Source organism: Roseateles sp. DAIF2, from assembly GCF_015624425.1.
Taxonomy (GTDB): domain Bacteria; phylum Pseudomonadota; class Gammaproteobacteria; order Burkholderiales; family Burkholderiaceae_C; genus Kinneretia.
In genome coordinates this window covers 4,106,207-4,129,276 of record NZ_CP049919.1, presented here as the reverse complement: position 1 = coordinate 4,129,276, position 23,070 = coordinate 4,106,207, and the positions used below count along the sequence as shown (strand labels likewise).

Here is a 23,070-nt window from a genome sequence, read left to right as displayed (position 1 = left end):
AACATGATGAAGGGTCAACTTGCCGGCCTGATGAAGCAGGCCCAGGCCATGCAGGACAACCTGAAGAAGGCCCAGGACGAGCTCGGCAATATCGAGGTCGAGGGCCAATCCGGCGCCGGTCTGGTGAAGGTCACGATGACCTGCAAGCACGACGTCAAGCGCGTCGCGATCGATCCCAGCCTGCTGACGGACGACAAGGACATGCTGGAAGATCTGGTGGCCGCCGCCTTCAACGACGGCGTGCGCCGCGCCGAGCAGGTCAGCCAGGAAAAGATGAGCAAGCTGACCGCCGGCATGCCCCTGCCGCCCGGCATGAAGTTCCCGTTCTGACCCGGTCATCTTGACCGTTCTCGAACAGCTGATCGAGGCGCTCAAGCGCCTGCCCGGCGTGGGCCAGAAATCGGCCCAGCGCATGGCCTACCACCTGCTGCAGCATGACCGCGAGGGCGCGCGCGGCATCGCCGCGGCGCTGAGCGCGGCGATGGAGCAGGTGCGCCATTGCCAGCGCTGCCACACCTTCAGCGAGGCACCGGTCTGCGCGATCTGCAGCGATGCCGAGCGCGACGCGCGCCTGCTGTGCGTGGTGGAAAGCCCGGCCGACCAGGCCGCGCTGGAGCGCACCAACTCGTTCCGCGGCTTCTACTTCGTGCTGCAGGGCCGGCTCAGCCCGCTGGACGGGCTGTCGACCCAGGCCATCGGCGCCGAGCAGCTGCTGGCGCGCGCGGCCGAGCCGGCGGTGGAGGAGGTGATCCTGGCCACCAGCTTCACCGCCGAGGGCGAGGCCACCGCCCATGTGCTGGCCGAGGCGCTGCGCTCGCGCGGCATCAAGGCCACGCGCCTGGCGCGCGGCGTGCCGGTGGGCAGCGAGCTGGAATATGTGGACCTGGGCACGATCGCCCATGCCCTGGTCGACCGCCGATAGGAAGCCAACAAGGAGCCCTCACGCGATGAGCGTTGCCAACTACTGCATCCTGGTGGCCTGCGCGCTGCCGATCGCCTGCGCGGGCCTGGCCAAGTCCAAGGGCTTCGGCAAGCGCCGCCGCGACGGCGGCTTCGACAACCACAACCCGCGCGACTGGCTGGCGCGCCAGGGCGGCTGGCAGGCGCGCGCCAATGCGGCGCAGGCCAACAGCTTCGAGGCGCTGCCGCTGTTCATCGCCGGCGTGCTGGCGGCCCAGCAAATGGGTGGCGACCAGGCGCGCATCGACATGCTGGCGCTGTCCTTCCTGACCTTCCGGCTGATCTATATCGGCCTGTATCTGGCCGACCAGGCGAACCTGCGTTCGCTGGCCTGGGCCGCCGCCTTCGGCAGCGGCGTGGCCCTGTTCTTCGTCTAGGTCAGCGCTTGCCGGGCTTCTGCGCCGCGGCGGCGCGGGCGGTCTTGACGCCGGCGCTGCGGGCGCCGCCCTTGGCCACCTTGGCGCCGGCCCGGCCGCTCTTGACGGCCTTGGTCGCGCGGCCGCTCGAGCCGCTGGCGGCCACGCGGGTGCCGCCGGCGGTGTAGACCACCAGGGTCTGGCCGGGCTTGAAGCTGGCCTTGGCCGAGACCTTGTTCCACTGCGCGACCTGCTCGGCGCTGACCTTGTAGCGGCGCGCCACCGAGGCCACCGTGTCGCCCTTGCCGGCCTTCAGGCTGACGCGGCGCAGCGGCGGCACATCGGGCGCCAGGCTGATGCTGGCGTTCTCGGCCAGATGCTCGGAGACGTCCTGGTCGCGCTTGCCGCTGCGCGGCACCAGCAGGGTGGAGCCGGCCTTGACCAGCATGCGCGGTGGGATGCGGTTGAGCTCGCGCAGCAGGGCCTCGCTCATGCCGACCTGCTTGGCGGCGTCGGCCGGCTTCATGGTCTTGGGCACGACCCAGGCGGTCCAGCTGGCCAGCGGGCCGCGGTGCGTGGCCAGGTTGCGGGCGAAGGCGTCGGCGTTGTCGTAGGGCAGCAGCACCTGGGTGCCGGCGGCGGCCAGCAGCACCGGCTTGTTGGCCTGCGGGTTGAACTGCTTGAAGGCCTCCGGCGACATCGCGGCCAGGCGCGCGGCCACCTCGACGTCGATGTCGCGGTCGATCGCGACGCTGAGGAAATAGGGGTGGTTGGCGACCGGCGGCAGCGCCAGCGCATAAGCCTGCGGGCGCAGCACGATGTTCTTCACGGCCTGCAGCTTGGGCACGTAATAACGAGTCTCGTCGGGCATGCGCAGGCTCTCGTAGTCGGTCGGCAGGCCGGCCTTCTCGTTGCGCTTGATCGCGCGCTGCACATTGCCCTGGCCCCAGTTGTAGGCGGCCAGCGCCAGATGCCAGTCGCCGAACATCGCGTGCAGGCGGCCCAGATAGTCCAGCGCGGCGCGGGTCGAGGCCAGCACGTCGCGGCGGTCGTCGCGGAAGATGTTCTGCTTCAGGTCGAAATCGCGCCCGGTGGCGGGCATGAACTGCCACATGCCGGAGGCCTTGGCGCTGGACAGGGCCTGCGGGTTGAAGGCGCTCTCGATGAAGGGCAGCAGGGCCAGCTCCATCGGCATCTTGCGCTTCTCGACCTCGGCGACGATGTGATAGAGGTAGCGGCTGCCGCGCTCGGTCATGCGGGCCACATAGTCGGGGCGGTCGCTGTACCAGCTCTCGGCACGGCCGACCAGCTCGTTCTGCAGGTCAGGCATCGCGAAGCCGTCGCGCAGCCGCGCCCACAGGTCGGCGCGCGCGGCGCTGTCGTCCAGGTTGATGCTGACGCCGGGGTCCAGACTGTCCTCGACCTGGGGCATGGCCTGCGGCGCGGCCGCCGGGGCCGGCTGGCCCAGGTCCAGCGGCGCCAGCACCGGCGCCGCGGCGGGGGCGGCGGCATGCGGCGCGGCGGGCGGGGTCGCGGGGCTGGTGGCGGACTGCGGCGGCAGGCTGGCGCAGGCGCTCAGCAGGGCGGCGAGGCTGGCCAACGCCAGGCTGCTGAGGCGGGATGGGGCGGGGGTCTTGGACTTCATCGGAATTCGTTCTTCCATTGCCGCAGGGTGGCGAACACCGCGACCGGGTCGGTCATCGCGGTCAGGGGTTGCTGCAGATGCGCGGCGGCGGCGGCCTGCACGGCCGGCTGCGCGCAGCGCAAAAAGGGGTTGATGGCTTGCTCCTGCCCGATGCTGGAGGGCAGGGTCGGCAGATCCTGCGCGCGGCGGGACTCGCACCAGGCCCGGTAAGCGGCGAGCGCCTCGTTCGCGGGCTCAATGGTCTGCGCAAAGCGCAGATTCGACAAGGTGTATTCGTGGGCGCAGCAGATGCGGGTATTCCCGGGCAGCGCCGCCAGGCGGCCCAGCGAGCCGGCCATCTGCGCCGGCGTGCCCTCGAACAGCCTGCCGCAGCCGCCGGAGAACAGGGTGTCGCCGCAGAACAGCAGCGGCGCGCCGTCGATCTTGGCGCCGAAGAAGGCGATATGCCCGGCGGTATGGCCCGGCACGTCCAGCACCTCGAAGCGCTGGCCCAGCAGCTCGACGCGGTCGCCGTCGCCCAGGGCCTGGAAGCGCCCGGCCGGCGCCGGGATGTTCTCGCGCGCCGGGCCGTGCACCCGGCCGGTCAGGCGCGGCAGCAGTTCGGCCAGACCGCCGACATGGTCGCCATGGTGGTGGGTCACTAGAATGCCGGCAAGGGCCAGGCCCAGGCGATGCAGGGCATCCAGCACCGGAGCGGCCGCGCCGGGATCAACCACCAGGGCCTCGCCGCTATCGTGCAGCATCCAGATGTAGTTGTCGGTGAAGGCGGGCAGAGCGACCAGTTGCAGGCCCATGCAGAGTTCCATGACGCGAGAAGCAGCAATTGTAGAGTTGGCCGCCTGGCTGCGGACCCCGCCCGGGCGCTACCTGCTGGCCTGGGAGCAGGCGCGGCTGGACCTGGCAGTGGCGGACCTGTTCGGTTTTCATGCGCTGCAGCTGGGCCTGCCGGAGCTGCAGGGCCTGCGCGCCAACCGGATGCCGCACCGCTGGCTGGCGCTGGAGCATCCGGACCAGGCCGCGGCCGACTGGCAGGCCAGCGTGCCGCCGGTGGATGCGGCGCAGTCCGGCTTCAGCCAGTTTGGCAGCGACAGCCTGCTGGCGCCGGGCGGCGCCTCGCTGTTCAGCGAGTTCGACGCCTTGCCCTTCGAGGCGGCCAGCCTGGACCTGGTGGTGCTGCCGCACACGCTGGAGTTCGCGCCCGACCCGCACCGCACCCTGCGCGAGGTGGAGCGGGTGCTGCGGCCCGAGGGGCGGCTGGTGATCCTGGGTATCAACCCGGCCAGCGCCTGGGGGCTGAGGCAGAATCTCGGCCGCCTGCAGCTGCGGCTGCCGGCGGCGAGTCCGCCGCTGTACCTGCCGGCCGCCGGCGACTTCATCGGCTACTGGCGGCTGCGCGACTGGCTGCGCCTCTTGAGCTTCGAGGTCGAGGGCGCGCAGTTCGGCGCCTATGCGCCGCCGCTGAAGAGCGACAAATGGCTGGCGCGCTGGCGCTGGCTGGAGAACGTGGGCCAGCGCTGGTGGCCGGTGCTGGGGGCCTGCTACTTCCTGGTGGCGGTCAAGCGCGTGCATGGCATGCGCCTGGTGGGCCTGGCGCGCCAGCCGGCCCGGGCCAAGCAGGCACGCGCGGCCGTGGCCCTGCACCAGCATCACAAGATTGATCGATAGATAGATAGAACCGAGTACGAGCGAATGACGAGCAGCGAGAACAAGCCGGCAGCGGCGATCCAGAAACCGGTGGTGATCATCTACACCGACGGCGCCTGCAAGGGCAACCCGGGCCCCGGCGGCTGGGGCGCCTGGCTGAAGGCCGGCGAGCATGAGAAGGAGCTGTTCGGCGGCGAGCGCAACACGACCAACAACCGCATGGAGCTGACCGCCCCGATCGAGGCCCTGGCCTCGCTGAAGCGCAGCTGCAAGATCACGATCTATACCGACAGCGAGTACGTGCGCAAGGGCATGACCGAATGGATCTCGGGCTGGCAGCGCCGCGGCTGGAAGACCGCCGACGGCAAGCCGGTCAAGAACGCCGAGCTGTGGCAGCGCCTGGATGCGCTGCGCAAGCTGCACGAGGTGGACTGGCGCTGGGTCAAGGGCCATGCCGGCGATCCCGGCAACGAGCGTGCCGACGCGCTGGCCAACAAGGGCGTGGCCTCGATCTGAGACCCCCGGGTGTTGCGCGTTATGCGCCCCAAAACGCTTTTCATACCACCCATTCCCGATTTGAGCCCTAAAGGCAAGTTTCTCCCGAGGCCCGCGCCGGGCTTCGCCGCTACAGTGCGCGGTCGGAGAAATTTGCAGCATGAGTTTCAAAAAACTACATAGCGTCGTTGCGGTGGCCGCGCTTGCCGGCCTGAGCCTCTTTGCCTGGTGGTGGCAGAAGCAGCCCGGCCAGGCCGGGGCGGTCGGTCTGGCCGCGCCCGGTGCGCGCGCCAGCGCGCCGGCAGGTGGCGGTGTTGGCGGCGGCGGTGGGCCGGTGGCGGTCGAGGTGGGTCGGGTGCAGGCCCAGGCCCTGGCCGACGATGCCCAGGCGGTCGGCACCCTGCGGGCGCGCCAGGCGGTGGTCCTGAAGCCCGAGGTCAGCGGCCGCATCACCAAGCTCGGTTTCACCGACGGCCAGCGCGTGCGCCGCGGCCAGCTGCTGGTGCAGCTGGACGATGCGCTGCAGGCGGCGCAGCTGCAGGAGGCCGAGGCCCAGGAGGGCATCGCGCGCACCCAGCTGCAGCGCAACCGCGAGCTGCTGGCGCAGAGCTTCGTCTCGCCCAGCGTGGTGGACCAGGCCGAGGCGACCCTGAAGGTGGCCGAGGCCAAGGTGGCGCTGGCCAAGGCGCAGCTGGACCGGCTGCAGGTGCGGGCGCCCTTCGACGGCGTGGCCGGCATCCGCCTGGTCAACCTGGGCGACTATGTGAAGGACGGCAGCGACCTGGTCAGCGTCGAGGATGCCTCGACGATGTGGGTCGACTTCCGCCTGCCGGAGCGCTTCGTGCCGCGCCTGCGCCTGGGCCAGGACGTGGGCATGCAGCTGGACGCGCTGCCGGGCCAGGAATTCAAGGCCCGCATCGAGGCGCTGGATGCGCAGCTGGACACCAACGGCCGCTCGATGCTGGTGCGCGCGCGGGTGCAGGGTGACACGGCCACGCTGCGCAGCGGGCTGTTCGCCCGGGTGCGGGTGGTGTTCGCGCTGCGCGAGCAGGCGCTGGTCGTGCCCGAGGAGGCGCTGGTGCCGCAGGGCGGCAAGCAATATGTGATCCGCCTGGCGCGCACCGAGAAGGGCCTGATGTCCGAGCGCATCGAGGCCAGGCTGGGCATGCGCGTGCCGGGCAAGGTGGAGCTGCTGGGCGGCGTCCAGGCCGACGATCTGGTGGTGACGGCCGGCCAGGCACGGCTGATGCGCGGCGAATCGCAGCCGGTCAAGGTGGTCGAGCTGGATGCCGGCAAGCCCGCCCCGGCCAAGCCGGCCGGCGCGGTCGCCAGCCGCTGAAGGGGGCGGGGCCATGCGCATCTCCGAAACCTCGATCCGCCGGCCGGTCTTCGCGACCGTGATGTCCCTGCTGCTGGTGCTGGTGGGCATCGTGTCCTTCGGCAAGCTGTCGCTGCGCGAATACCCGCGCATCGACGAGCCGGTGGTGACGGTCAGCACCCGCCTGGTCGGCGCCTCCTCCGAGGTGATCGAGACCCAGGTCACCAAGCCGCTGGAGGACTCGATCGCCGGCATCGACGGCGTCGACATCCTGACCTCGATCTCGCGCTCCGAGCAGAGCCAGATCACGGTGCGCTTCAAGCTGGAGAAGAGCCCGGACGACGCCGCGGCCGATGTGCGCGACCGCGTCTCGCGCGTGCGCGGCCGGCTGCCGGACGCGGTGGACGAGCCCATCGTCGCCAAGGTCGAGGCCGACGCGACGCCGACCATCTGGCTCGCCTTCACCAGCGACACGCTGGACCCGCTGCAGATCACCGATCTGGTGAACCGCGTCGTCAAGCCGCGCCTGCAGACCGTGCCGGGCGTGGCGGATGTGCAGATCGGCGGCGACCGCAAGTATTCGATGCGCGTCTGGCTCGATGCCGACCGCCTGGCGGCCTACAAGCTGACGGTGCAGGATGTCGAGGACGCGCTGCGGCGCCAGAACCTGGAGGTGCCGGCCGGCCGCATCGAGAGCCAGCAGCGCGAGTTCAACGTGACCGCGCGCACCGACCTGAACACAGCGCCGCAGTTCGCCGAGGTGGCGCTGAGGCAGGTCAACGGCTTCACGGTGCGGCTCAAGGATGTGGCGCGCATCGAGGAGGCCGCGGCCAGCGAGCGCTCGCGTGTGCGCCTGAACGGCGTGCCCTCGGTCTCGCTGGGCGTGATCCGCCAGGCCACGGCGAACCCGCTGGAGGTCTCGGCCGGCGTGCGCGAGATGATGCCGCGCCTGCAGCAGGACCTGCCGGACACGGTCAAGGTGCTGCCGGCCAACGACAACTCGGTCTTCATCGACCGTTCGATCAAGTCGGTCTACCAGACCATCGCCGAGGCGGTGGTGCTGGTGGCCCTGGTGGTGTTCCTGTTCCTGCGCACCCTGCGCGCCTCGATCATTCCGCTGGTGACGATTCCGGTCAGCCTGATCGGTTCCTTCGCGCTGATGGCGGCCGCGGGCTTCACGGTCAACACCCTGACCCTGTTGGCCCTGGTGCTGGCGATCGGCCTGGTGGTGGACGATGCGATCGTGGTGCTGGAGAACATCTTCCGCCATATCGAGGAGGGGCTGGCGCCCTTCCAGGCGGCGCTGAAGGGGGCCAAGGAGATCGGCTTCGCGGTGGTCGCGATGACGATGACCCTGGCCGCGGTGTTCGCGCCGCTGGCCTTCACGCCGGGGCGCACCGGGCGGCTGTTCGTCGAGTTCGCGCTGACCCTGGCCGGCGCGGTGATCGTCTCGGGCTTCGTCGCGCTGACCCTGACGCCGATGATGTGCAGCAAGCTGCTGCGCCACAACCATCATCCGAGCCGCTTCGACCGCGGCATGGAGGCGGTGCTGGTCTGGATCAGCGCGCGCTATGCGGGCGCGCTGCGCTTCGCGCTGCGCACGCGCTGGCTGGTGGTGGCGGTGATGGTGGCCTCGGGCGCCTACAGCTGGTGGCTGTTCACCCATGCCAAGAGCGAGCTGGCGCCGCTGGAGGATCGCGGCGTGATCTTCATGCCGGTCAGCGCGCCGGACGGCGCGACCCTGGAGTTCACCGGCCGCTACCTGGACGCGATCGAGCGCATCGGCGCCGGCTATCCGGAGTTCGACCGGCGCTTCCTGTTCGCGGGCGGCTCGACGGTGTCGCAGGCCACCGTGATCATGCGCACCGTGGACTGGACCGACCGCAGCATCAGCACCCAGGAGCTGGCGCGCCGGCTGCAGCCGCAGCTGATGGGGCTGCCGGGCATCACGGTGTTCCCGGTCACGCCGCCGAGCCTGGGGCAGGGCTTTCGCGAGCGGCCGATCAACTTCGTGATCGTGACCAGCGACAGCTATGCCAACCTGGCCAACGTGACCCAGCAGTTCATGGCCGCGCTGGCCAAGAACCCCGGCTTCGTGCAGCCGGACAACGACCTGCGCCTGAACAAGCCCGAGGTCTTCCTGGAGGTGGACCGCGAGCGCGCGGCCGACCTGGGCGTCAATGTCGACCAGGTGGCGCGCACCGTCGAGACCATGCTGGGCGGCCGCAATGTGACGCGCTACAAGCGCGACGCCGAGCAGTACGACGTGATCGTGCAGACCGACAATGCCGGCCGCACCACGCCGGACCATATCGAGAAGCTGTTCGTGCGCGGCCGCAACGAGGTGATGATCCCGCTGGCCAGCCTGGTGAAGGTGCGCGAGGCGGTCAGCCCGCGCGAGCTGAACCACTTCAACCAGCGCCGCTCGGTCTCGATCACCGCCAACCTGGCGCCCGGCTATGCGCTGGGCGAGGCGCTGGCCTTCATGGATGCGCAGGCGCGCGAGATCCTGCCGGTGGGCTATGCGACCGAGCTGAACGGCGTGTCGCGCGAGTACAAGAGCAGCAGCGGCGCGCTGGGCCTGGTGTTCGTGCTGGCCCTCTTGTTCATCTTCCTGGTGCTGGCGGCGCAGTTCGAGAGCTTCATCGACCCCTTCGTGATCATGCTGGCGGTGCCGCTGTCGATGGTCGGCGCGCTGGCCGCGCTGCAGTGGAGCGGCGGCACCTTGAACGTCTACTCGCAGATCGGCCTGATCACCCTGGTGGGCCTGATCACCAAGCATGGCATCCTGATCGTCGAGTTCAGCAACCAGCTGCGCCAGCAGGGCAAGGACCTGACCGAGGCGGTGGTCGAAGCCTCGGCGCTGCGCCTGCGCCCGATCCTGATGACCACCGGCGCAATGGTGCTGGGCGCGATCCCGCTGGCGCTGGCCTCGGGTGCCGGCGCGGAGAGCCGTCAGCAGATCGGCTGGGTGATCGTCGGCGGCATGAGCTTCGGCACCCTGCTGACCATCTTCGTCGTGCCGACCATGTACACCCTGTTCGCACGCCAGCGCGTACCGGGCGAGATCACGACGCCCGCATTGGTGTCGTGAGCGCGCAGGGGTTGGGCGCATAGTCGCGCAGCCCCTGCAGGCTCAGCACCTCGATGCCGCGCCGGCCCACCTGCAGCAGGCCAGCTTCCTCCAGGATCTGCAGCGCCGCGTTGGCGCGCTGGCGCGAGACGCCGGCCAGTTGCGCGACCTCGGCTTGGCGCAGGTCCAGGAACAGGCTCGGCTCCGGGTAGAGCTCGGGGTTGTAGAGCCCGGCCAGGCTGCGCGCGACGCGGGCGGTCGAGTCGAGCAGCCGGTCATGGCAGATCTGGGCGATGAAGAAGCCCATGCGGGCGCTCATCAGATGCTGCAGGTAATGGTTGAAGGGCAGGCTGGTGGCGCGCAGCCACTCAAAGGTCTCGCGCGGCAGCAAGGCCAGATGGGTGTCGCGCAGCGCCATCGCGTCGTACTGCCAGCGGCCGCGCTTGATCAGGGTGCCCTCGCCGAACCAGCCGCCGGGCGCGGTGCCGATCAGCGCGGTCTCGCGGCCGTCGGCGCTCCAGATGCTCATCTTGCCGAAGCCGGCGATCAGTCCGACCCAATGCTCGGCCGGCTCGCCCATGCGCACCATCGGCTGGCCGGCCGCCACATGGCGCTCGCGCGCCTGTTCATGCACCCGCTGCATCTCGGCAGCGCCGAGCTGGCGGCCCCAGATCGATTTCTCGAGCATCTCGTGCAGGCTGGTCATGGCCGGATTCTAGGAAGCTTGTTGCCGGCGGCGTCTGAGGTGTTTCCAGGCTCGGCTAGACTGCGCCGACCTTCCGACCGTTTCTTCCGCAGGCGCCATGCAAGGCAACGACCCAACCCAAAGCGGCAATCCGCTGATCCCCTGGCATTCGATGTTCATGGGCGTGGCCCTGCTGGCCGCGGCCCGCTCGAAGGACTATCGCAAGCGCAACGGCGCCTGCATCGCCAGCGTCGACAACAAGATCGTCGGGGTCGGCTACAACGGCCTGCCGCGCGGCTGCGACGACCATGACCCGAGCTACTGGGCCGACAACGACGCGGATCCGCTGCAGTCGCGCCACAGCTATATCGTGCATGCCGAGGTCAATGCGATCCTCAACTGCGTGGTGCTGCCGCTGACCGGCAGCACGATCTACACGACCCAGTTCCCTTGCCCGCGCTGCGTGCAGTCCATCATCCAGGTCGGCATCGCGCGAGTGGTCTATCTGGAGAAGAAGTCGCACCAGGTGGCGCTGAACGGCGCCTCGGACAAGATGCTGGCGGACGCCGGCATCAAGGTGTTGTCGCTGGAGGATCTGGAGACGCCGTCGGCGCAATGGTGCGGCAAGCTCGACGATTTCATCCGCGCCACCGGCCCGGTGGTGCATGGCGGCAGCGGCGGGACTTGAGCCGAATCAGCCGGTGAATCGGGGGCTTTTTCCGGCTTAAGTTTTGGGCCGGATCGGCATCATGGGCACATCGCTCTTCCGCCTTCGAGGTCCGCCATGATTGTTCCGATGCATCTTGTCCCCGCCCAGTCCCGGCCGGCGCAGGAATGGTCGTCCGGCGCCGAGGTGGAGCTGCCGGGCCTGCTGATGCCGATCGCCGGCCCGGTGGATCTGCGCGAGCTGCAGGCGCTGCAGCAGCTGATGTCGGCCCAGCGCCTGGGTCTGCAGCCGACCCGCATGCTGTACGACCGCCTCTATGCCTTCGAGCGCCTGGCCGCGGCCCATGCCAGCGCCGACGAGAGCCTGCGCGAACTGGCGCTGGAGCTGTTCCAGCGCTACCAGAGCGCCGGCGAATGGATTGGCCTGGTGCACTGAAGCTCTACGGCACAAGCCGCCTTTCCCCAACGATCAGGCCCTCGCATGCGAGGGCCTGTTGTTTTTTGTGCCCGTGATGGGCGCAGGGCGGAGCGGCTCAGAGCGCGGTGAGCCAGTCGCAGCGCAGCCGTCCGGCGCGATGCAGGCGCGTGCGGGCGCGGGCGTAGAACGAGGGTAGCAGGAAGGCCAGCAGGCACAGCGGCAGCAGTGGCCACAGCTCCATCAGCAGCAGGCTGGGCAGCGCGGCCCAGCCCATCACCCAGCAGATCAGCACCAGATCCCAGGCCTGGACCTCGACCGGATGCCGGCGGCCATGCAGCACCAGCCAGCGCCTGACTCGCGTCACTTGCTTCAAGGTCATGGTGGCTCTCCTGCAGTGTTTGTCAGTTTCTTGTCAGAAATTTTAGTCTGCGTAATCAAGGGTTACTACCGAGTTTTCCTCTGTAAAAGATCTGAAATCGATGGCGTCTTCGGTGCTGGTGCATAACCGCGATGCATAGGTCTGTCTCCCATTGGCATGCCTTGTGCAAAACATTGGTAGTCAAATGGTACAGATGTCGCGGCAATGAATATGCGGCAATGACCGCAAATGCCTGAGGTTCTGATCGGCGGGCGGCGGTCTATTGGTCTTGAATGGTCTTGTTTTTGCGAGACGCAAGGCCGGTCGACAACTACGGAGAGACGAGCGATCACCATGAGCTTCCACCCCCACACCCTGCGCCCGAGCCGTGTCGCCACGGCGGTTTCCCTGCTGCTCTGGAGCGTCGCCTGCGCGGCCCAGGGCGCCGATGCGACTGCCGCGAAGAAGAAGGCGGACGAGGCCGCCGACGCTGCCGGCAACAAGCTCGAGCAGGTGGTGATCACCGGCATCCGCGCGTCGATCCAGAAGTCGATCGACACCAAGCGCATGGCCGATACCAATATCGAGGTGGTCTCGGCCGAGGACGTGGGCAAGATGCCAGACAAGAACATCGCCGATGCCCTGTCGCGCCTGCCGGGCGTGAACGTGCAGTTCGGCGGCGCGCTGGCGATGGACGAGGCCGAGCGCGTCGCGATCCGCGGCACCAGCCCCAATCTGAATCTGGTGACGGTCAACGGCCATGCGCTGTCCTCGGGCGACTGGCATGTGGGCGACCAGGGCAGCAGCGGTCGCTCGGTCGGCTTCGGCCTGCTGCCCTCGCAGCTGATCGGCCAGTCCATCGTCTACAAGACGCAGCGCGCCGACCTGACCGAGGGCGGCATCTCCGGCAGCGTGGACATCGTGCTGCGCAAGCCGCTGGACTTCAAGCAGCCGCTCAGCGGCGAGGTGGCGCTGGGCGCCGTCTATGCCGACCTACCGAAGAAGACCGACCCTCAGCTCAGCGGGCTGATCGCCTGGAAGAACCCGTCCAACACCTTCGGCGTGCTGCTGCAGGCCTACAAGGAGGACCGCCATCTGCGCCGCGACGGCGAGGAGACCTTCAGCTATGGCGTGATCACCGCCGCCCAGGCTGCGGCCTCAGGCAATCCGGAACTGGCGGGCAAGCGCATGCCCGGCAGCATCAACAACGCGCTGTTCGAGGGCGTGCGCAAGCGCACCGGCGCCTCGATCGTGCTGCAGGCCAAGCCGACCGAGCAGCTGGAGGCCTCGTTCAGCGGCTTCCGCAGCACGCTGAAGGCCGGCAATGCCAACAACTCGGGCTTTGCGCTGCCGACGCAGCTGGTCAGCAACGGCTGGCTGATCAAGGACGCGAAGATCGACGGCAATGTGATCAGCAGCGCGCGCCTGGAGCGGCCCGCCGGGGCGCCGGCCTCACAGCGCGTGATCGGCTTCGAATACGACCAGATCCTGCGCGAGGGCGCGGAGTCGCTGAGCTCCTTCTATGACCTGGAACTGAAATACCGCCCGACCGACAGGCTCAGCTTCAGCGCCCGTGCCGGTTCGACCGAGGGGCGCGGCGAGACCAAGCAGCAGCCGCAGCTGACCTTCGGCCTGGTGAATCCGAACATGAGCTATTCGATCGACCGCTCGCGCGGCACCGACTGGGTCATGCTGGATGCGGCCAACAAGCCGATCGACATGGGCAATGTGTCCAACTTCGTGATGATGAGCAACACGGCCGCGGCCGTGGTCTCGAAGGACAAAGAGGACTACCTGCACCTGGACGCGCAGTACACGCCCAGCGATTCGATCCTCACCGCGGTCAAATGGGGTCTGCGCTCGGCCAAGCACAAGCGCAGCTACGACGTGGCCGGCGGCCGCTGGAATGCGGTCGATCAGGGCGCGACCTTCATCAAGGTGGAGGGCGGGCAGCTGGTCGACAACATCATCCCGCCGGGCAGCTTCCCGAAGCCGGGCTCCAGTTATCCGTCCGGCTGGGCCTCGGGCCTGGATGCCAATCTGCCGCAGGGCCTGTTCCGCTACACGCCGGAGCAGCTGCGCGAGTTCGGCGCCAAGTACATGAACTGGGATCCGGTGCTGAATGCCTCGCTGACCAGCGGCTACTCGGTGGCCGAGAAGAACGATGCGCTGTACCTGATGGGCGAGTTCGAGCTGAGCCCGACGCTCAGCGGCAATGCCGGCCTGCGCCATGTGACGACCACGGTGGACTCACTGTCCTACCAGTCGCTGGCGCAATGCACGGCGCTGCAGCCCTGCGCGGTGCCCGGCGCCATCGTCGGCTCCAAGCTCGGCACCTACCTGCCGCGCTTCAACAGCACCAAGCACACGGCCATCCTGCCCAGCATGAACCTGCGCTGGGACCTGCGCCGCGACCTGGTGGCGCGCGCCTCGGCCTCGCGCTCGCTGGGCCGCGCCAACTACAACGAGCTGGCCGGCTCGGTGTCGCTGAACGACACGCTGCTGACCGGCACCAGCGGCAACCCGCAGCTCAAGCCGGTGCTGTCGACCAATGTGGATGCCACCCTGTCCTGGTACTTCGCGCCGCGCGCGATGTTCTCGGTCGGCCTGTTCTCGCAGCATCTGCAGAACTATGTGAAGGCCGGGGTCTCGAAGATCGAGTACTACAACATCAGCCAGGGCAAGAACACGGTCTACGACGTGACCTCGCGCGTCGGCGTCAAGGCGCAGCTGAAGGGCGCCGAGGCGGCGCTGGAGATGCCGATCGCCGGCGGCTTCGGCTTCGGCATCAATGGCACCTATGTCGATTCCAAGGATGCCGACGGCGTCGAGATGCTGGGTACCTCGAAGTGGACCTACAACCTGCGCGGCTTCTATGAGGACGACCAGTTCTCCGCCAGCCTGGCCTGGAACCATCGCAGCGACTACTCCGACGCCTTCGTCGGCAACGGCACCATCCCGCCGACCGTCGACGACAAGACCAGGCAGATCACCGCCTACAACGGCCTGCGCAAGTACAAGGGCTACGGCAGCCTGTCGGCCTCGCTGGGCTACAAGATCACCAAGGACATCAGCATCCACCTGGATGCCAACAACCTGCTGAACCCGGTGCGCCACAACTACTTCGTCAGCGACAACGCGCCCGGCTACTGGCATGAGAGCGGCCGCCAGTACTACCTGAACCTGCGCATGAAGTTCTGAGCGCTGCCAGGGCGGCCGGTGACGGCCGCGCACGCTGTTTCGTCTCAGCCACTGGCCCCGCCATCGCGGGGCCTTTTTCATGGGCGGGAGTCTCGGCTCGCCCAGGTCGCGGCGGGCTCGTGTCGGTGGCGCCGCCCCATCGCGCCCGCGCCGCCGCGGGTCAGATCGCAGCGCGCTGTATCGGGCGGCGGAGTTGTATTTCGGTGCGGTAACGCACGCATCCCGTGCATGTCACGCGGGCTACATATTGCGTCGCCAAACTGACACAAGTCGGCGAGGGAGGCGGTGCCCCAACGCAGGGTGCCCAGGCCGCCGGCTTGGCACCGTCTTTGCTACGACCAGCGGGCTGGTTCGTGCGCCGAGCGGTGCGTCATGGATGCCCTAGGGCATCCCGCCCCGAGCCGAAGTGATGAATGAGGGAAAAAGGAAGTTTGGGCGGCTCAGGCACAAACGTTTGCGTCTTTCAAGCGGTACTTCCTCGGTGTGGGAAAACCGCAAACCCAAACGTTTGCGACCGTCTTCGGCGGTACATTTTTTTACGTCAGGCGTTGGCAGGCGCCAGTCTGCGTTCTCTTCGAGGAGTCATCAGGATGAATAGCAATCGTTGGAGTTTCACAAGGACCGCGCTCAGCGCGGCCGCGGCCATCGTGGTCGCGGCTCCGGTCATGGCACAGAACACGACCTCGGCCGTCAGCGGCCGGGTGACCGCAAACGATGGCAAGCCTGTCGCCGGTGCCACGGTGTCCATCCTGCACCGTGAATCGGGCTCGGCGAACAATGTCACGACCGACGCGGAAGGCCGTTATTCGGCCCGCGGTCTGCGTGTCGGCGGCCCCTACACGATCACCGTCAGCAAGGGCAGCGACAAGGATGTCCGTGACGGCATCTATCTGGCCTTGGCTGAGAGTTTGTCGCTGGATCTGCGTTTGGGCGGCAATCAGCTGGAAACCGTGGTGCTGACCGGCTCGCGCGCCCAGGTTGGTGCCTACAACGCCGGCGCTACCGGTGCCGGGACCAGCCTGGGACGCCAGGAACTGGATGCCTATGCATCGATTTCCCGCAGCTTGCAGGACTATGCCCGCATCGACCCGCGCCTGGCCCAGACCGACAAGGAGCGCGGCGAGATCTCGGCCCTGGGGCAGAACTCGCGCTTCAACTCCATCACCGTCGACGGTGTCAACATCAGCGACACCTTCGGCCTGGAGTCGAACAACCTGCCGACCGCCAAGCAGCCGATCTCGATCGATGCGATCCAGTCGGTGCAGGTGAACCTGTCCAACTACGATGTGACGCAAAAGGGCTATACCGGCGCCAACATCAATGCGGTGACCAAGTCCGGCACCAATGAATTCAAGGGTAGCGTCTACTACGTCTACCGGGACGAGGGTCTGGCCGGCCAGCGCTACAACCGCACCGACGACACCTACTCCAACGTCGTCCCCTTCAAGGAAGACACCAAGGGCGCGACCCTGGGTGGTCCGATCATCAAGGACAAGCTGTTCTTCTTCGCCAGCATCGAAGAACTGAAGAGCGACCGTTCCCAGCCCGAGTACGGCCCGGTCGGTGGCGCCCTCACCAATGTGGCGATCGCGCCCGGCACCATCACCAAGCTGCAGGAAATCGCCAAGAGCAAGTACGGTTTCGACGCTGGCAACCTGTATGCCGCCAGCGAGCTGAATGTGCGCGACGGGCTGGTGAAGCTCGACTGGAACATCAATGATCAGCATCGCGCAAACGTTCGCTACTCCCGCACCGAGCAATCTGAGACCAATAACGGCAGCTTCAGCGGCTACAGCCCCACGGCCCTGCAGCTGACCTCGGCCTGGTTCAGCCAGAAGAAGACCGTGGAAACGATGGTGGCCCAGCTGTTCTCCGACTGGACCAGCAATTTCTCCACCGAGCTGAAGATCTCCAACCGCGACTACGACAGCGCGCCGGAGAACAACACCAACCTGCCCGCGATGGCCCTGCGCTTCAGCGGCGCGGCCCCGGTCGGCTCTCCCGCTGGCGTCAACGTCAGCAGCAACCGCTTCCTGAACTTCGGGACCGAGCGCAGCCGGCACTTCAATGTGCTGAAGACCAAGACGCAGGATGCCTATTTCGGCGCCAACTGGGTCCTCGACGACCACGAACTGAAGTTCGGTGGCGATCTGCAGCGCAACAAGGTGTTCAATGCCTTCTTCCAGGACACCAAGGGCAACTACACCTTTGCCTGCGAAAACAACCTGACCTACGCCCAGTGCGAGGCCCAGGTGCTGGACCGCTTCAGCCGTGGCCAGGCGCTGAACTACTCCTATCAGGTGCCCGTCGCCGGTTTGACCCTGGATGAAGGTGCAGCGCGCTTCACCCATACCAGCACGGGTCTGTTCCTGCAGGACACCTGGGCGGTCAACGACAAGCTGACCCTGGGCTTTGGCGTGCGCTACGACAAGCTGTCCACCTCCGACAAGCCCACCTTCAATGCGGAAGCGGCGAAGGCGGTGGTGGCCGGTCGGGTGACCGGAGCCAGCGCGGTGGATCGCGCCACCGGCGGTTTCGGCTTCGATAACAGCCAGACGCCGGATGGGCAGGATCTGATCCAGCCGCGCTTCAGCTTCAACTATGCGTTCGACGCGGCCAATAAGCGCAAGTCCCAGCTGCGCGGTGGCTTCGGTCTGTTCCAGGGCGCCGCTGCCAATGTCTGGCTGGCGAACCCCTATTCGAACACCGGCATGGCGACGCGGATCATCACCTGCGGCAGCAGCTGCCCGAGCAACAACACGCTGTTCAATCCCGATCCGAACAGTCAGCCGACCAATGTCGCCGGCGTGCCGCCCGCAGCCAACGTCGACTTCATCGAGAAGGGCCTGGGGCAGCCCTCGGTCTGGAAGTTCAACCTGGCCTATGACGCCGAGCTGCCCTGGTTCGGCCTGGTGGCGGGCGCTGAATGGGTGCATACCAAGAACCGGTCCGGCATCTTCTATCGCAACCTGAACCTGGGCGATCCGACCCGCCTGAGCGCGCAGGACGGCCGTCAGATGTTCTTCATGCCGCAGTCTTACAACACCAGTTGCTGGGCGAGCAACGGCAATCTGTCGACCAGCGGGGCTTGCGCTCCGGGTACCGGCCGGACCTCGACCCGCGCCCTGAGCAATGCGAACTTCAACAATGTGCTGATGGCGGCCGAGACCAAGAAGGGCGGCGGCGATGCGCTGACCTTCTCGCTGTCGAAGGCCATGCCGGAGTACGGTCTGAACTGGCAGGTCGCCTATACCCGCACGGCGGCCAAGGAAGTGAGCCCGCTGACCTCGTCGGTGGCCAACTCCAACTACAACTCGCGCGCCATCTACAACCCCAACGAGGATGTGTCTGCCAACTCGGCCTATCTGGTGAAGGACCGCGTCAGCGCCGCCGTCAACTGGTCGAAGGCCTTCGTGGGCAAGTACAAGACCACCGTGGGCTTGTTCTATGAAGGCCGCAAGGGCCGGCCTTTCAGCTGGACTTATGCGAACGACATGAACGGTGACAACGTCACCAATGACCTCATGTACATCCCGACCGCTCCGGGCGCGGCTGGCGTCGTGTTCCGCCCGGCTGCCAACAGCGGCCTGGCCAACGACGCCGCCGCCGAGGCGCGCTTCTGGGAAATCGTTAACGCCAATCCCGCGCTGTCCGGCAAGAAGGGTTCGGTCGTCGGTCGTAACTCCAGCTTCGCGGCCTTCGTCAACAGCTTCGACCTGCGTCTGAGCCAGGAAGTGCCCGGCTTCACCAGCCAGCACAAGGGCGTGATCAGCTTCGACATCTTGAACGTCGGCAACCTGCTGAACAAGCGTTGGGGCCGCATCGACGAGCTGCGCTTCGAATCGCAAGGCGGTCAGCGCCGCAGCTTCGTGAACTTCGGCGGCATTGATGCCAACGGCAACTATGTCTACTACGTCGACAGCAAGGTGACCGACTACACGACGCGCCAACAGAAGGGCGAATCGCAATGGGCCGTGCAGATCACCGCCAAGTACGAGTTCTGATGCTCTAGAGAAAGAACGAAGACCAAATCCGGGCGCCACAAGCGCCCACCCCCGAAACGGCGCCGGCCCAAAAGCTGGCGCCGTTTTTCTTTCTGTCTTCTGCGCTCAGAGCCCCTTGAACAGGTGCGCGTACATGCGGCTGACCCCGAGTCGCTCCGGGCGCTGGCGCAGCGCCAGGCTGAGGCGGCCGGCCTCGTCGCGTTCGGCCCGGGCGATCGCCTCGGCGCGCACCACCAGGCTGCGATGCACCTGCCAGAAGCGCGTGCCGTCCAGCTGTGGCAGCAGCTCGCGCAGCGAGGCGCGCACCAGGTACTCGCGCTCGGCGGTCAGCACCCGCACATATTTGTCGGCGGCCTCGAAATAGACCACCTCGTCGACCGGCACCATCACGATGCTGTTGCCGACGCTGACCTGCAGCAGGCGCAGCGGTGATGCCGCGGTTGCGGGCAGGCCCAGCGCCTGTGCCACGCCCGGCGCGGCCAGCAGCTGGCGCAGCTGCGTCACCGCTGCGGCGGCGCTGCCGCCGGCATCGCTGCCAGCGCGCTGGCGCAGCGCTGCCTGCAGCCGCGCACAGGTCTGAGCCAGGCGCTCGCGCTGGGCCGGCTTCAGCACATAGTCCAGCGCCGCCTGTTCGAAGGCCTTCAGCGCGTACTGGTCGTAGGCGGTCACGAACACCAGCAGCGGGAAGGGGCGGCCGTCCTCGGGCCAGTCCTCGGCCAGGGCCTGGGCCGCCTCCAGCCCGCTCATGCCGGGCATGCGGATGTCCAGGAACAGGATCTCGGGCCGCTGTGCCAACGCGGCCTCCAGCGCGGCCTGGCCATGGCTGGTCATCGCGACGATGCGCAGCTCGGGCCACAGGGCGGCCAGCTCGGCGCGCAGGCCCTCGGCCAGCAGCGGCTCGTCTTCGGCGATCAGGGCGGTGGCGGTCAATGGGCTCATGTTTGGCTCGAGGCGGTGTCGTTGGGGCGGGAGATGTCGGGTAGTGGCAACCACAGCTCGACCCGGGTGCCGCCGCCCTCGGCGGCTTGCAGGCTCAGGCCTGCTTCTGCGCCGTAGCGGGTGGCCAGGCGCGCACGCACCTGGGCCAGGCCGAAGCCGGTGCCGTCCTGGATCGCGGCCCGGCCCGGGCCGACGCCGGTGTCGCGCACCGTCAGCCGCAGCAGGCGGCCGTCGCGCGCCGCGCCGATGCTCAGGGTGCCGCCATCCACATGCGGCTCCAGCCCATGCTTGATCGCGTTCTCCACCAGCGGCTGCAGCAGCAGCGGCGGCAGCGGCAGCGCGGCCAGCTCCTCGGGCAGCTGCAGCTCGGGCGTGAGCCGCGCGCCCATGCGCTCCTGCATCAGCGCCAGGTAGTCGGCCAGGCGCGCGAACTCCTCGCGCAGGCTGTGTTCGTCGCCGCTGCGCGAGGCGTTCAGCGTGGCGCGCAGGAAGGCGATCAGACGGTCCAGCATCGCCTGCGCGCGCGGCGCATCCAGCGCGATCAGCACACGCAGATTGGCCAGGGTGTTGAACAGCATATGCGGCTCGAGCTGCGACTCCAGCAGGCGCAGCTGGGTCTCGGCGGCCAGACGGCGCGCCTGCTCGGCCTCGGTGCGCGCGGCGGCCAGGCGCCCGCGGGCATAGAAGAAACCGGTGGCCAGCACCGAGGCCAGCAGCGACACCAGCAGCACGCCGGCCACCTCGCGCCAGCGCGTGTCCCACAGCGACTGCGTGCGCAGGCCCAGCAGCCGGTCGGCGAGCGCGCTGCCCAGGCTGTAGGCCAGCGGCACCGCGACCAGCAGGCACAGCAGCATCACCGGCCAGCCGGGCCAGCCATGCCGCGGCTCCTCGCGCTGCGGGAACAGCCGGTGCATCAGCCGCGCGCTCAGCAGGCGGGAGCCGTCGATCAGGCTCCAGCAGCTCAGGCCGATGCAGATCGAATAGACGATGCTGCCCCACAGCCGCTGGTCCCACAGCAGCGAGATGAACAGGCCGATGCCGGTCGAGAACAGCAGGATGGCCGCGCCCATGCGCAGCACATAGGGCAGGGCGCTCAGGTGTTGGCGCAGGGTGAGCAGACTCATCGAGGGCGGTGATGGCGGGGCAGCGGGCATTGTGGTGCAGTCCTCAGACCCAGCCCAGCCATTGGTGCCAGACCAGCTGGCCCAGATAGCGCTGCGGCAGCAGGGCCATCGTGCCGGCGGCGACGCAGCCGCCCAGGTAGGCGCCCCACATCGAGCTGCGGTGGCGCCGCAGCTGGCCATGCATCACCGCCCAGATCGCGCGGGCGATGGCCCAGAAGGTCAGCGGCACGAACAGGTGGATCGGGGTGTAGCCGGCGATATTGGGCAATTGGTAATCGCGGATGAACATCGCGGAGATGGCCGCGCCCAGCATCAGGGTGACCCAGGCATAGCCGAAGGCGCGGTGGCCGCGCGAGCCCTTGCGCAGGCTCAGCGCCACCGGCCCCAGCGCGAGGGCGCTGCCGGCCAGGGTGATATGGATGGCGATCAGGGGCGTGAGGCTGTTGCTGGGCATGGTGGCGGGCTCGGGTGGCGATGCGATGGCCCGCATGCTGCCCACCCCGGCCCGCACCCGCCAGGCCGGCGCGACGAAGCGCCGCCGGCCGGCGCTAGGCGTCGCCTCAGCGGCGCCGGCGGCTGCTGCCGCCCGAGGCGCCGCCGCCCAGGATGCTGCCCAGCACGCCGCGGATGATCTCGCGGCCCACCGTCGTGCCCATCGAGCGCAGGGCGGACTTGGCGGCCGCCTCGGCCAGGCCCTCGCGGCGCCCGCCGCGTGGGCCGGTGGAGCCGAACAGCACATCCTTCAGGCCGTCCAGCATGCCGCCGCCCTGCTGTTCCTGTGGCTGCGGTGTACCTGCCCCGGTACGCAGGGCCGCATCGGCCTCGTCGGCCATCGAGCCCTTGCCCGCCGGCGCCGCGGCGACCCGGCCGCTGAGCTTCTCGTAGGCCGATTCGCGATCGACCGCCTGGTCATAGACCCCGGCCACCAGCGAGTTCTTCAGCAGCGCGGCGCGCTGCTCCGACGTGATCGGGCCGATCTGGCTGCCCGGCGGCAGCACATAGACGCGCTCGGTGATGCTGGGCCGGCCCTTCTCGTCCAAGAGGCTGACCAGGGCCTCGCCGACCGCCAGCTCGGTGATCGCGCTGGCGATGTCCAGGCCGGGCTTGGCGCGCATGGTCTCGGCCGCGGCCTTGACCGCCTTCTGGTCGCGCGGGGTGAAGGCGCGCAGCGCATGCTGCACCCGGTTGCCCAGCTGGCCCAGCACCGAGTCCGGGATGTCCAGCGGGTTCTGGGTCACGAAATAGACGCCGACGCCCTTGGAGCGCACCAGGCGCACCACCAGCTCGATGCGCTCGACCAGCGCGGCCGGCGCGTCCTTGAACAGCAGATGCGCCTCGTCGAAGAAGAACACCAGCTTGGGCTTGTCCAGGTCGCCCACCTCGGGCAGGGTCTCGAACAGCTCCGACAGCATCCACAGCAGGAAGGTGGCATACAGGCGCGGCGCGTTCATCAGCTGGTCGGCCGCCAGGATGTTGATCACGCCCAGGCCGCCCTCGGTCTGCATGAAGTCGGCGATATTGAGCATCGGCTCGCCGAAGAACTGGTCGCCGCCCTGTTCCTCCACCTGCAGCAGGCCGCGCTGGATCGCACCGATGCTGGCGGCCGAGACATTGCCGTACTGGGTGGTGAACTGGCTTGCGTTGTCGCCCGCATGCTGCAGCATCGCGCGCAGGTCCTTCAGGTCCAGCAGCAGCAGGCCCGCGTCGTCGGCGATCTTGAACACCAGCTGCAGCACACCGGCCTGGGTCTCGTTGAGCGCCAGCATGCGCGCGAGCAGCAGCGGCCCCATGTCCGAGACGGTGGCGCGCACCGGGTGGCCCTGGCGGCCGAACACGTCCCACAGCGTGGTGGGGCAGGCCGCGGCGGCGGGCGGCTCGATGCCGCGCTCCTTCAGCGTGGCCAGCAGCTTCTCGCTGGGCTTGCCGCTCTGGCTGATGCCGGTCAGGTCGCCCTTGACGTCGGCCATGAAGACCGGCACGCCGATCTTGCTGAGGCTCTCGGCCAGGGTCTGCAGGCTGATGGTCTTGCCGGTGCCGGTGGCGCCGGTGATCAGGCCGTGCCGGTTCGCGAGTTGGGGCAGCAACTGGCACTCGGTGTCGCCGTGGCGGGCCAGCAGGATCGGGTCGGCCATAGGGTTCTCCAGGGGAAGGGTTCGCTTGGGCGGCTAAAATCGCAGTCTATCC

The 23,070-nt window shown here is 68.2% G+C and carries 19 protein-coding genes; 11 read left to right on the top strand and 8 right to left on the bottom strand.

The features are described from left to right. Positions 1-3 precede the first annotated feature (3 nt). Genes G8A07_RS19170 through G8A07_RS19160 form a run of 3 tightly spaced genes read left to right on the top strand, consistent with a single transcriptional unit; the run spans position 4 to position 1,337 of the window. Positions 4-330 carry a YbaB/EbfC family nucleoid-associated protein gene (locus G8A07_RS19170; RefSeq protein WP_195793588.1) on the top strand — a complete coding sequence of 109 codons (327 nt, stop codon included), beginning with the start codon at positions 4-6 and terminating at the stop codon, positions 328-330. 10 nt (positions 331-340) lie between these two features. Then, the gene (gene recR, locus G8A07_RS19165; protein WP_249937056.1) at positions 341-922 is read left to right on the top strand and encodes a recombination mediator RecR; all 582 of its coding nucleotides are present in this window, start codon (positions 341-343) and stop codon (positions 920-922) included. A 25-nt stretch (positions 923-947) separates the two neighbouring features. Continuing rightward, entirely contained in the window at positions 948-1,337 is a 390-nt protein-coding gene (locus G8A07_RS19160) for an MAPEG family protein (protein WP_195793587.1), read from the top strand. A gap of 1 nt (position 1,338) precedes the next feature. On the opposite strand, the gene G8A07_RS19155 is transcribed toward G8A07_RS19160, so the two are convergent. Then, complete coding sequence (locus G8A07_RS19155) at positions 1,339-2,961, bottom strand: transglycosylase SLT domain-containing protein (RefSeq protein WP_195793586.1); 1,623 nt, start codon at positions 2,959-2,961, stop codon at positions 1,339-1,341. Further along, entirely contained in the window at positions 2,958-3,749 is a 792-nt protein-coding gene (gene gloB, locus G8A07_RS19150) for a hydroxyacylglutathione hydrolase (RefSeq protein WP_195797852.1), read from the bottom strand. Before gloB ends, G8A07_RS19155 begins: the two co-directional genes overlap by 4 nt. A gap of 16 nt (positions 3,750-3,765) precedes the next feature. On the opposite strand from gloB, the gene G8A07_RS19145 reads away from it, so the two are divergent. From G8A07_RS19145 to G8A07_RS19130, 4 genes are all read left to right on the top strand, one after another. Next, entirely contained in the window at positions 3,766-4,626 is an 861-nt protein-coding gene (locus G8A07_RS19145; protein ID WP_195793585.1) for a class I SAM-dependent methyltransferase, read from the top strand. Between the two features lie 24 nt (positions 4,627-4,650). Beyond that, a complete protein-coding gene (rnhA, locus tag G8A07_RS19140; RefSeq protein WP_195793584.1) occupies positions 4,651-5,121 on the top strand; it encodes a ribonuclease HI in 471 nt (156 codons plus the stop codon). Positions 5,122-5,260: 139 nt separating this feature from the next. Then, the gene (locus G8A07_RS19135; RefSeq protein WP_195793583.1) at positions 5,261-6,439 is read left to right on the top strand and encodes an efflux RND transporter periplasmic adaptor subunit; all 1,179 of its coding nucleotides are present in this window, start codon (positions 5,261-5,263) and stop codon (positions 6,437-6,439) included. 13 nt (positions 6,440-6,452) lie between these two features. Continuing rightward, positions 6,453-9,512: an efflux RND transporter permease subunit gene (locus G8A07_RS19130; RefSeq protein ID WP_195793582.1), complete on the top strand. Its 3,060-nt coding sequence runs from the start codon at positions 6,453-6,455 to the stop codon at positions 9,510-9,512. Here the strand turns inward: G8A07_RS19130 and G8A07_RS19125 are convergent. Continuing rightward, complete coding sequence (locus G8A07_RS19125) at positions 9,487-10,197, bottom strand: Crp/Fnr family transcriptional regulator (protein ID WP_195793581.1); 711 nt, start codon at positions 10,195-10,197, stop codon at positions 9,487-9,489. The two genes, G8A07_RS19130 and G8A07_RS19125, sit on opposite strands and share 26 nt — an antisense overlap. Positions 10,198-10,294: 97 nt before the next feature. Between G8A07_RS19125 and G8A07_RS19120 the strand changes: the two genes are divergently transcribed. Then, positions 10,295-10,864 carry a dCMP deaminase family protein gene (locus tag G8A07_RS19120; RefSeq protein ID WP_195793580.1) on the top strand — a complete coding sequence of 190 codons (570 nt, stop codon included), beginning with the start codon at positions 10,295-10,297 and terminating at the stop codon, positions 10,862-10,864. Between the two features lie 108 nt (positions 10,865-10,972). After that, on the top strand, positions 10,973-11,278 hold the full coding sequence (locus tag G8A07_RS19115) for a hypothetical protein (RefSeq protein WP_195793579.1): 306 nt from the start codon (positions 10,973-10,975) through the stop codon (positions 11,276-11,278). Positions 11,279-11,375: 97 nt separating this feature from the next. Here the strand turns inward: G8A07_RS19115 and G8A07_RS19110 are convergent, their stop codons facing one another. Continuing rightward, positions 11,376-11,639, bottom strand: a complete 264-nt coding sequence (locus tag G8A07_RS19110) for a hypothetical protein (protein WP_195793578.1) — start codon at positions 11,637-11,639, stop codon at positions 11,376-11,378. Positions 11,640-11,972: 333 nt separating this feature from the next. Between G8A07_RS19110 and G8A07_RS19105 the strand changes: the two genes are divergently transcribed. Together G8A07_RS19105 and G8A07_RS19100 are read left to right on the top strand one after the other, a co-directional pair. Continuing rightward, complete coding sequence (locus G8A07_RS19105) at positions 11,973-14,819, top strand: TonB-dependent receptor (RefSeq protein ID WP_195793577.1); 2,847 nt, start codon at positions 11,973-11,975, stop codon at positions 14,817-14,819. 590 nt (positions 14,820-15,409) lie between these two features. Next, complete coding sequence (locus G8A07_RS19100) at positions 15,410-18,823, top strand: TonB-dependent receptor (protein WP_195793576.1); 3,414 nt, start codon at positions 15,410-15,412, stop codon at positions 18,821-18,823. Between the two features lie 105 nt (positions 18,824-18,928). On the opposite strand, the gene G8A07_RS19095 is transcribed toward G8A07_RS19100, so the two are convergent. The 4 genes from G8A07_RS19095 to G8A07_RS19080 all read right to left on the bottom strand — a co-directional run bounded on the left by G8A07_RS19095 (position 18,929) and on the right by G8A07_RS19080 (position 23,018). Next, positions 18,929-19,762, bottom strand: a complete 834-nt coding sequence (locus tag G8A07_RS19095; RefSeq protein WP_249937055.1) for a LytTR family DNA-binding domain-containing protein — start codon at positions 19,760-19,762, stop codon at positions 18,929-18,931. Further along, positions 19,759-20,886 (bottom strand): sensor histidine kinase, encoded by a 1,128-nt coding sequence (locus G8A07_RS19090; protein ID WP_195793575.1) that lies wholly within the window; start codon positions 20,884-20,886, stop codon positions 19,759-19,761. The genes G8A07_RS19095 and G8A07_RS19090 overlap by 4 nt, the downstream gene beginning before the upstream one ends. Positions 20,887-20,929: 43 nt before the next feature. Beyond that, positions 20,930-21,340 (bottom strand): DUF2306 domain-containing protein, encoded by a 411-nt coding sequence (locus tag G8A07_RS19085; RefSeq protein WP_195793574.1) that lies wholly within the window; start codon positions 21,338-21,340, stop codon positions 20,930-20,932. A 106-nt stretch (positions 21,341-21,446) separates the two neighbouring features. Further along, entirely contained in the window at positions 21,447-23,018 is a 1,572-nt protein-coding gene (locus G8A07_RS19080; protein ID WP_195793573.1) for a helicase HerA-like domain-containing protein, read from the bottom strand. Between the last annotated feature and the right edge of the window lie 52 nt (positions 23,019-23,070).

Coding starts and splice junctions, on each gene's coding strand:
- G8A07_RS19170 (WP_195793588.1), top strand. CDS start 4: ATGATGAAGGGTCAACTTGCCGGCCTGATGAAGCAGGCCCAGGCCATG.
- G8A07_RS19160 (WP_195793587.1), top strand. CDS start 948: ATGAGCGTTGCCAACTACTGCATCCTGGTGGCCTGCGCGCTGCCGATC.
- G8A07_RS19155 (WP_195793586.1), bottom strand. CDS start 2,961: ATGAAGTCCAAGACCCCCGCCCCATCCCGCCTCAGCAGCCTGGCGTTG.
- G8A07_RS19145 (WP_195793585.1), top strand. CDS start 3,766: ATGACGCGAGAAGCAGCAATTGTAGAGTTGGCCGCCTGGCTGCGGACC.
- rnhA (WP_195793584.1), top strand. CDS start 4,651: ATGACGAGCAGCGAGAACAAGCCGGCAGCGGCGATCCAGAAACCGGTG.
- G8A07_RS19135 (WP_195793583.1), top strand. CDS start 5,261: ATGAGTTTCAAAAAACTACATAGCGTCGTTGCGGTGGCCGCGCTTGCC.
- G8A07_RS19130 (WP_195793582.1), top strand. CDS start 6,453: ATGCGCATCTCCGAAACCTCGATCCGCCGGCCGGTCTTCGCGACCGTG.
- G8A07_RS19125 (WP_195793581.1), bottom strand. CDS start 10,197: ATGACCAGCCTGCACGAGATGCTCGAGAAATCGATCTGGGGCCGCCAG.
- G8A07_RS19120 (WP_195793580.1), top strand. CDS start 10,295: ATGCAAGGCAACGACCCAACCCAAAGCGGCAATCCGCTGATCCCCTGG.
- G8A07_RS19115 (WP_195793579.1), top strand. CDS start 10,973: ATGCATCTTGTCCCCGCCCAGTCCCGGCCGGCGCAGGAATGGTCGTCC.
- G8A07_RS19110 (WP_195793578.1), bottom strand. CDS start 11,639: ATGACCTTGAAGCAAGTGACGCGAGTCAGGCGCTGGCTGGTGCTGCAT.
- G8A07_RS19105 (WP_195793577.1), top strand. CDS start 11,973: ATGAGCTTCCACCCCCACACCCTGCGCCCGAGCCGTGTCGCCACGGCG.
- G8A07_RS19100 (WP_195793576.1), top strand. CDS start 15,410: ATGAATAGCAATCGTTGGAGTTTCACAAGGACCGCGCTCAGCGCGGCC.
- G8A07_RS19095 (WP_249937055.1), bottom strand. CDS start 19,762: ATGAGCCCATTGACCGCCACCGCCCTGATCGCCGAAGACGAGCCGCTG.
- G8A07_RS19090 (WP_195793575.1), bottom strand. CDS start 20,886: ATGAGTCTGCTCACCCTGCGCCAACACCTGAGCGCCCTGCCCTATGTG.
- G8A07_RS19085 (WP_195793574.1), bottom strand. CDS start 21,340: ATGCCCAGCAACAGCCTCACGCCCCTGATCGCCATCCATATCACCCTG.
- G8A07_RS19080 (WP_195793573.1), bottom strand. CDS start 23,018: ATGGCCGACCCGATCCTGCTGGCCCGCCACGGCGACACCGAGTGCCAG.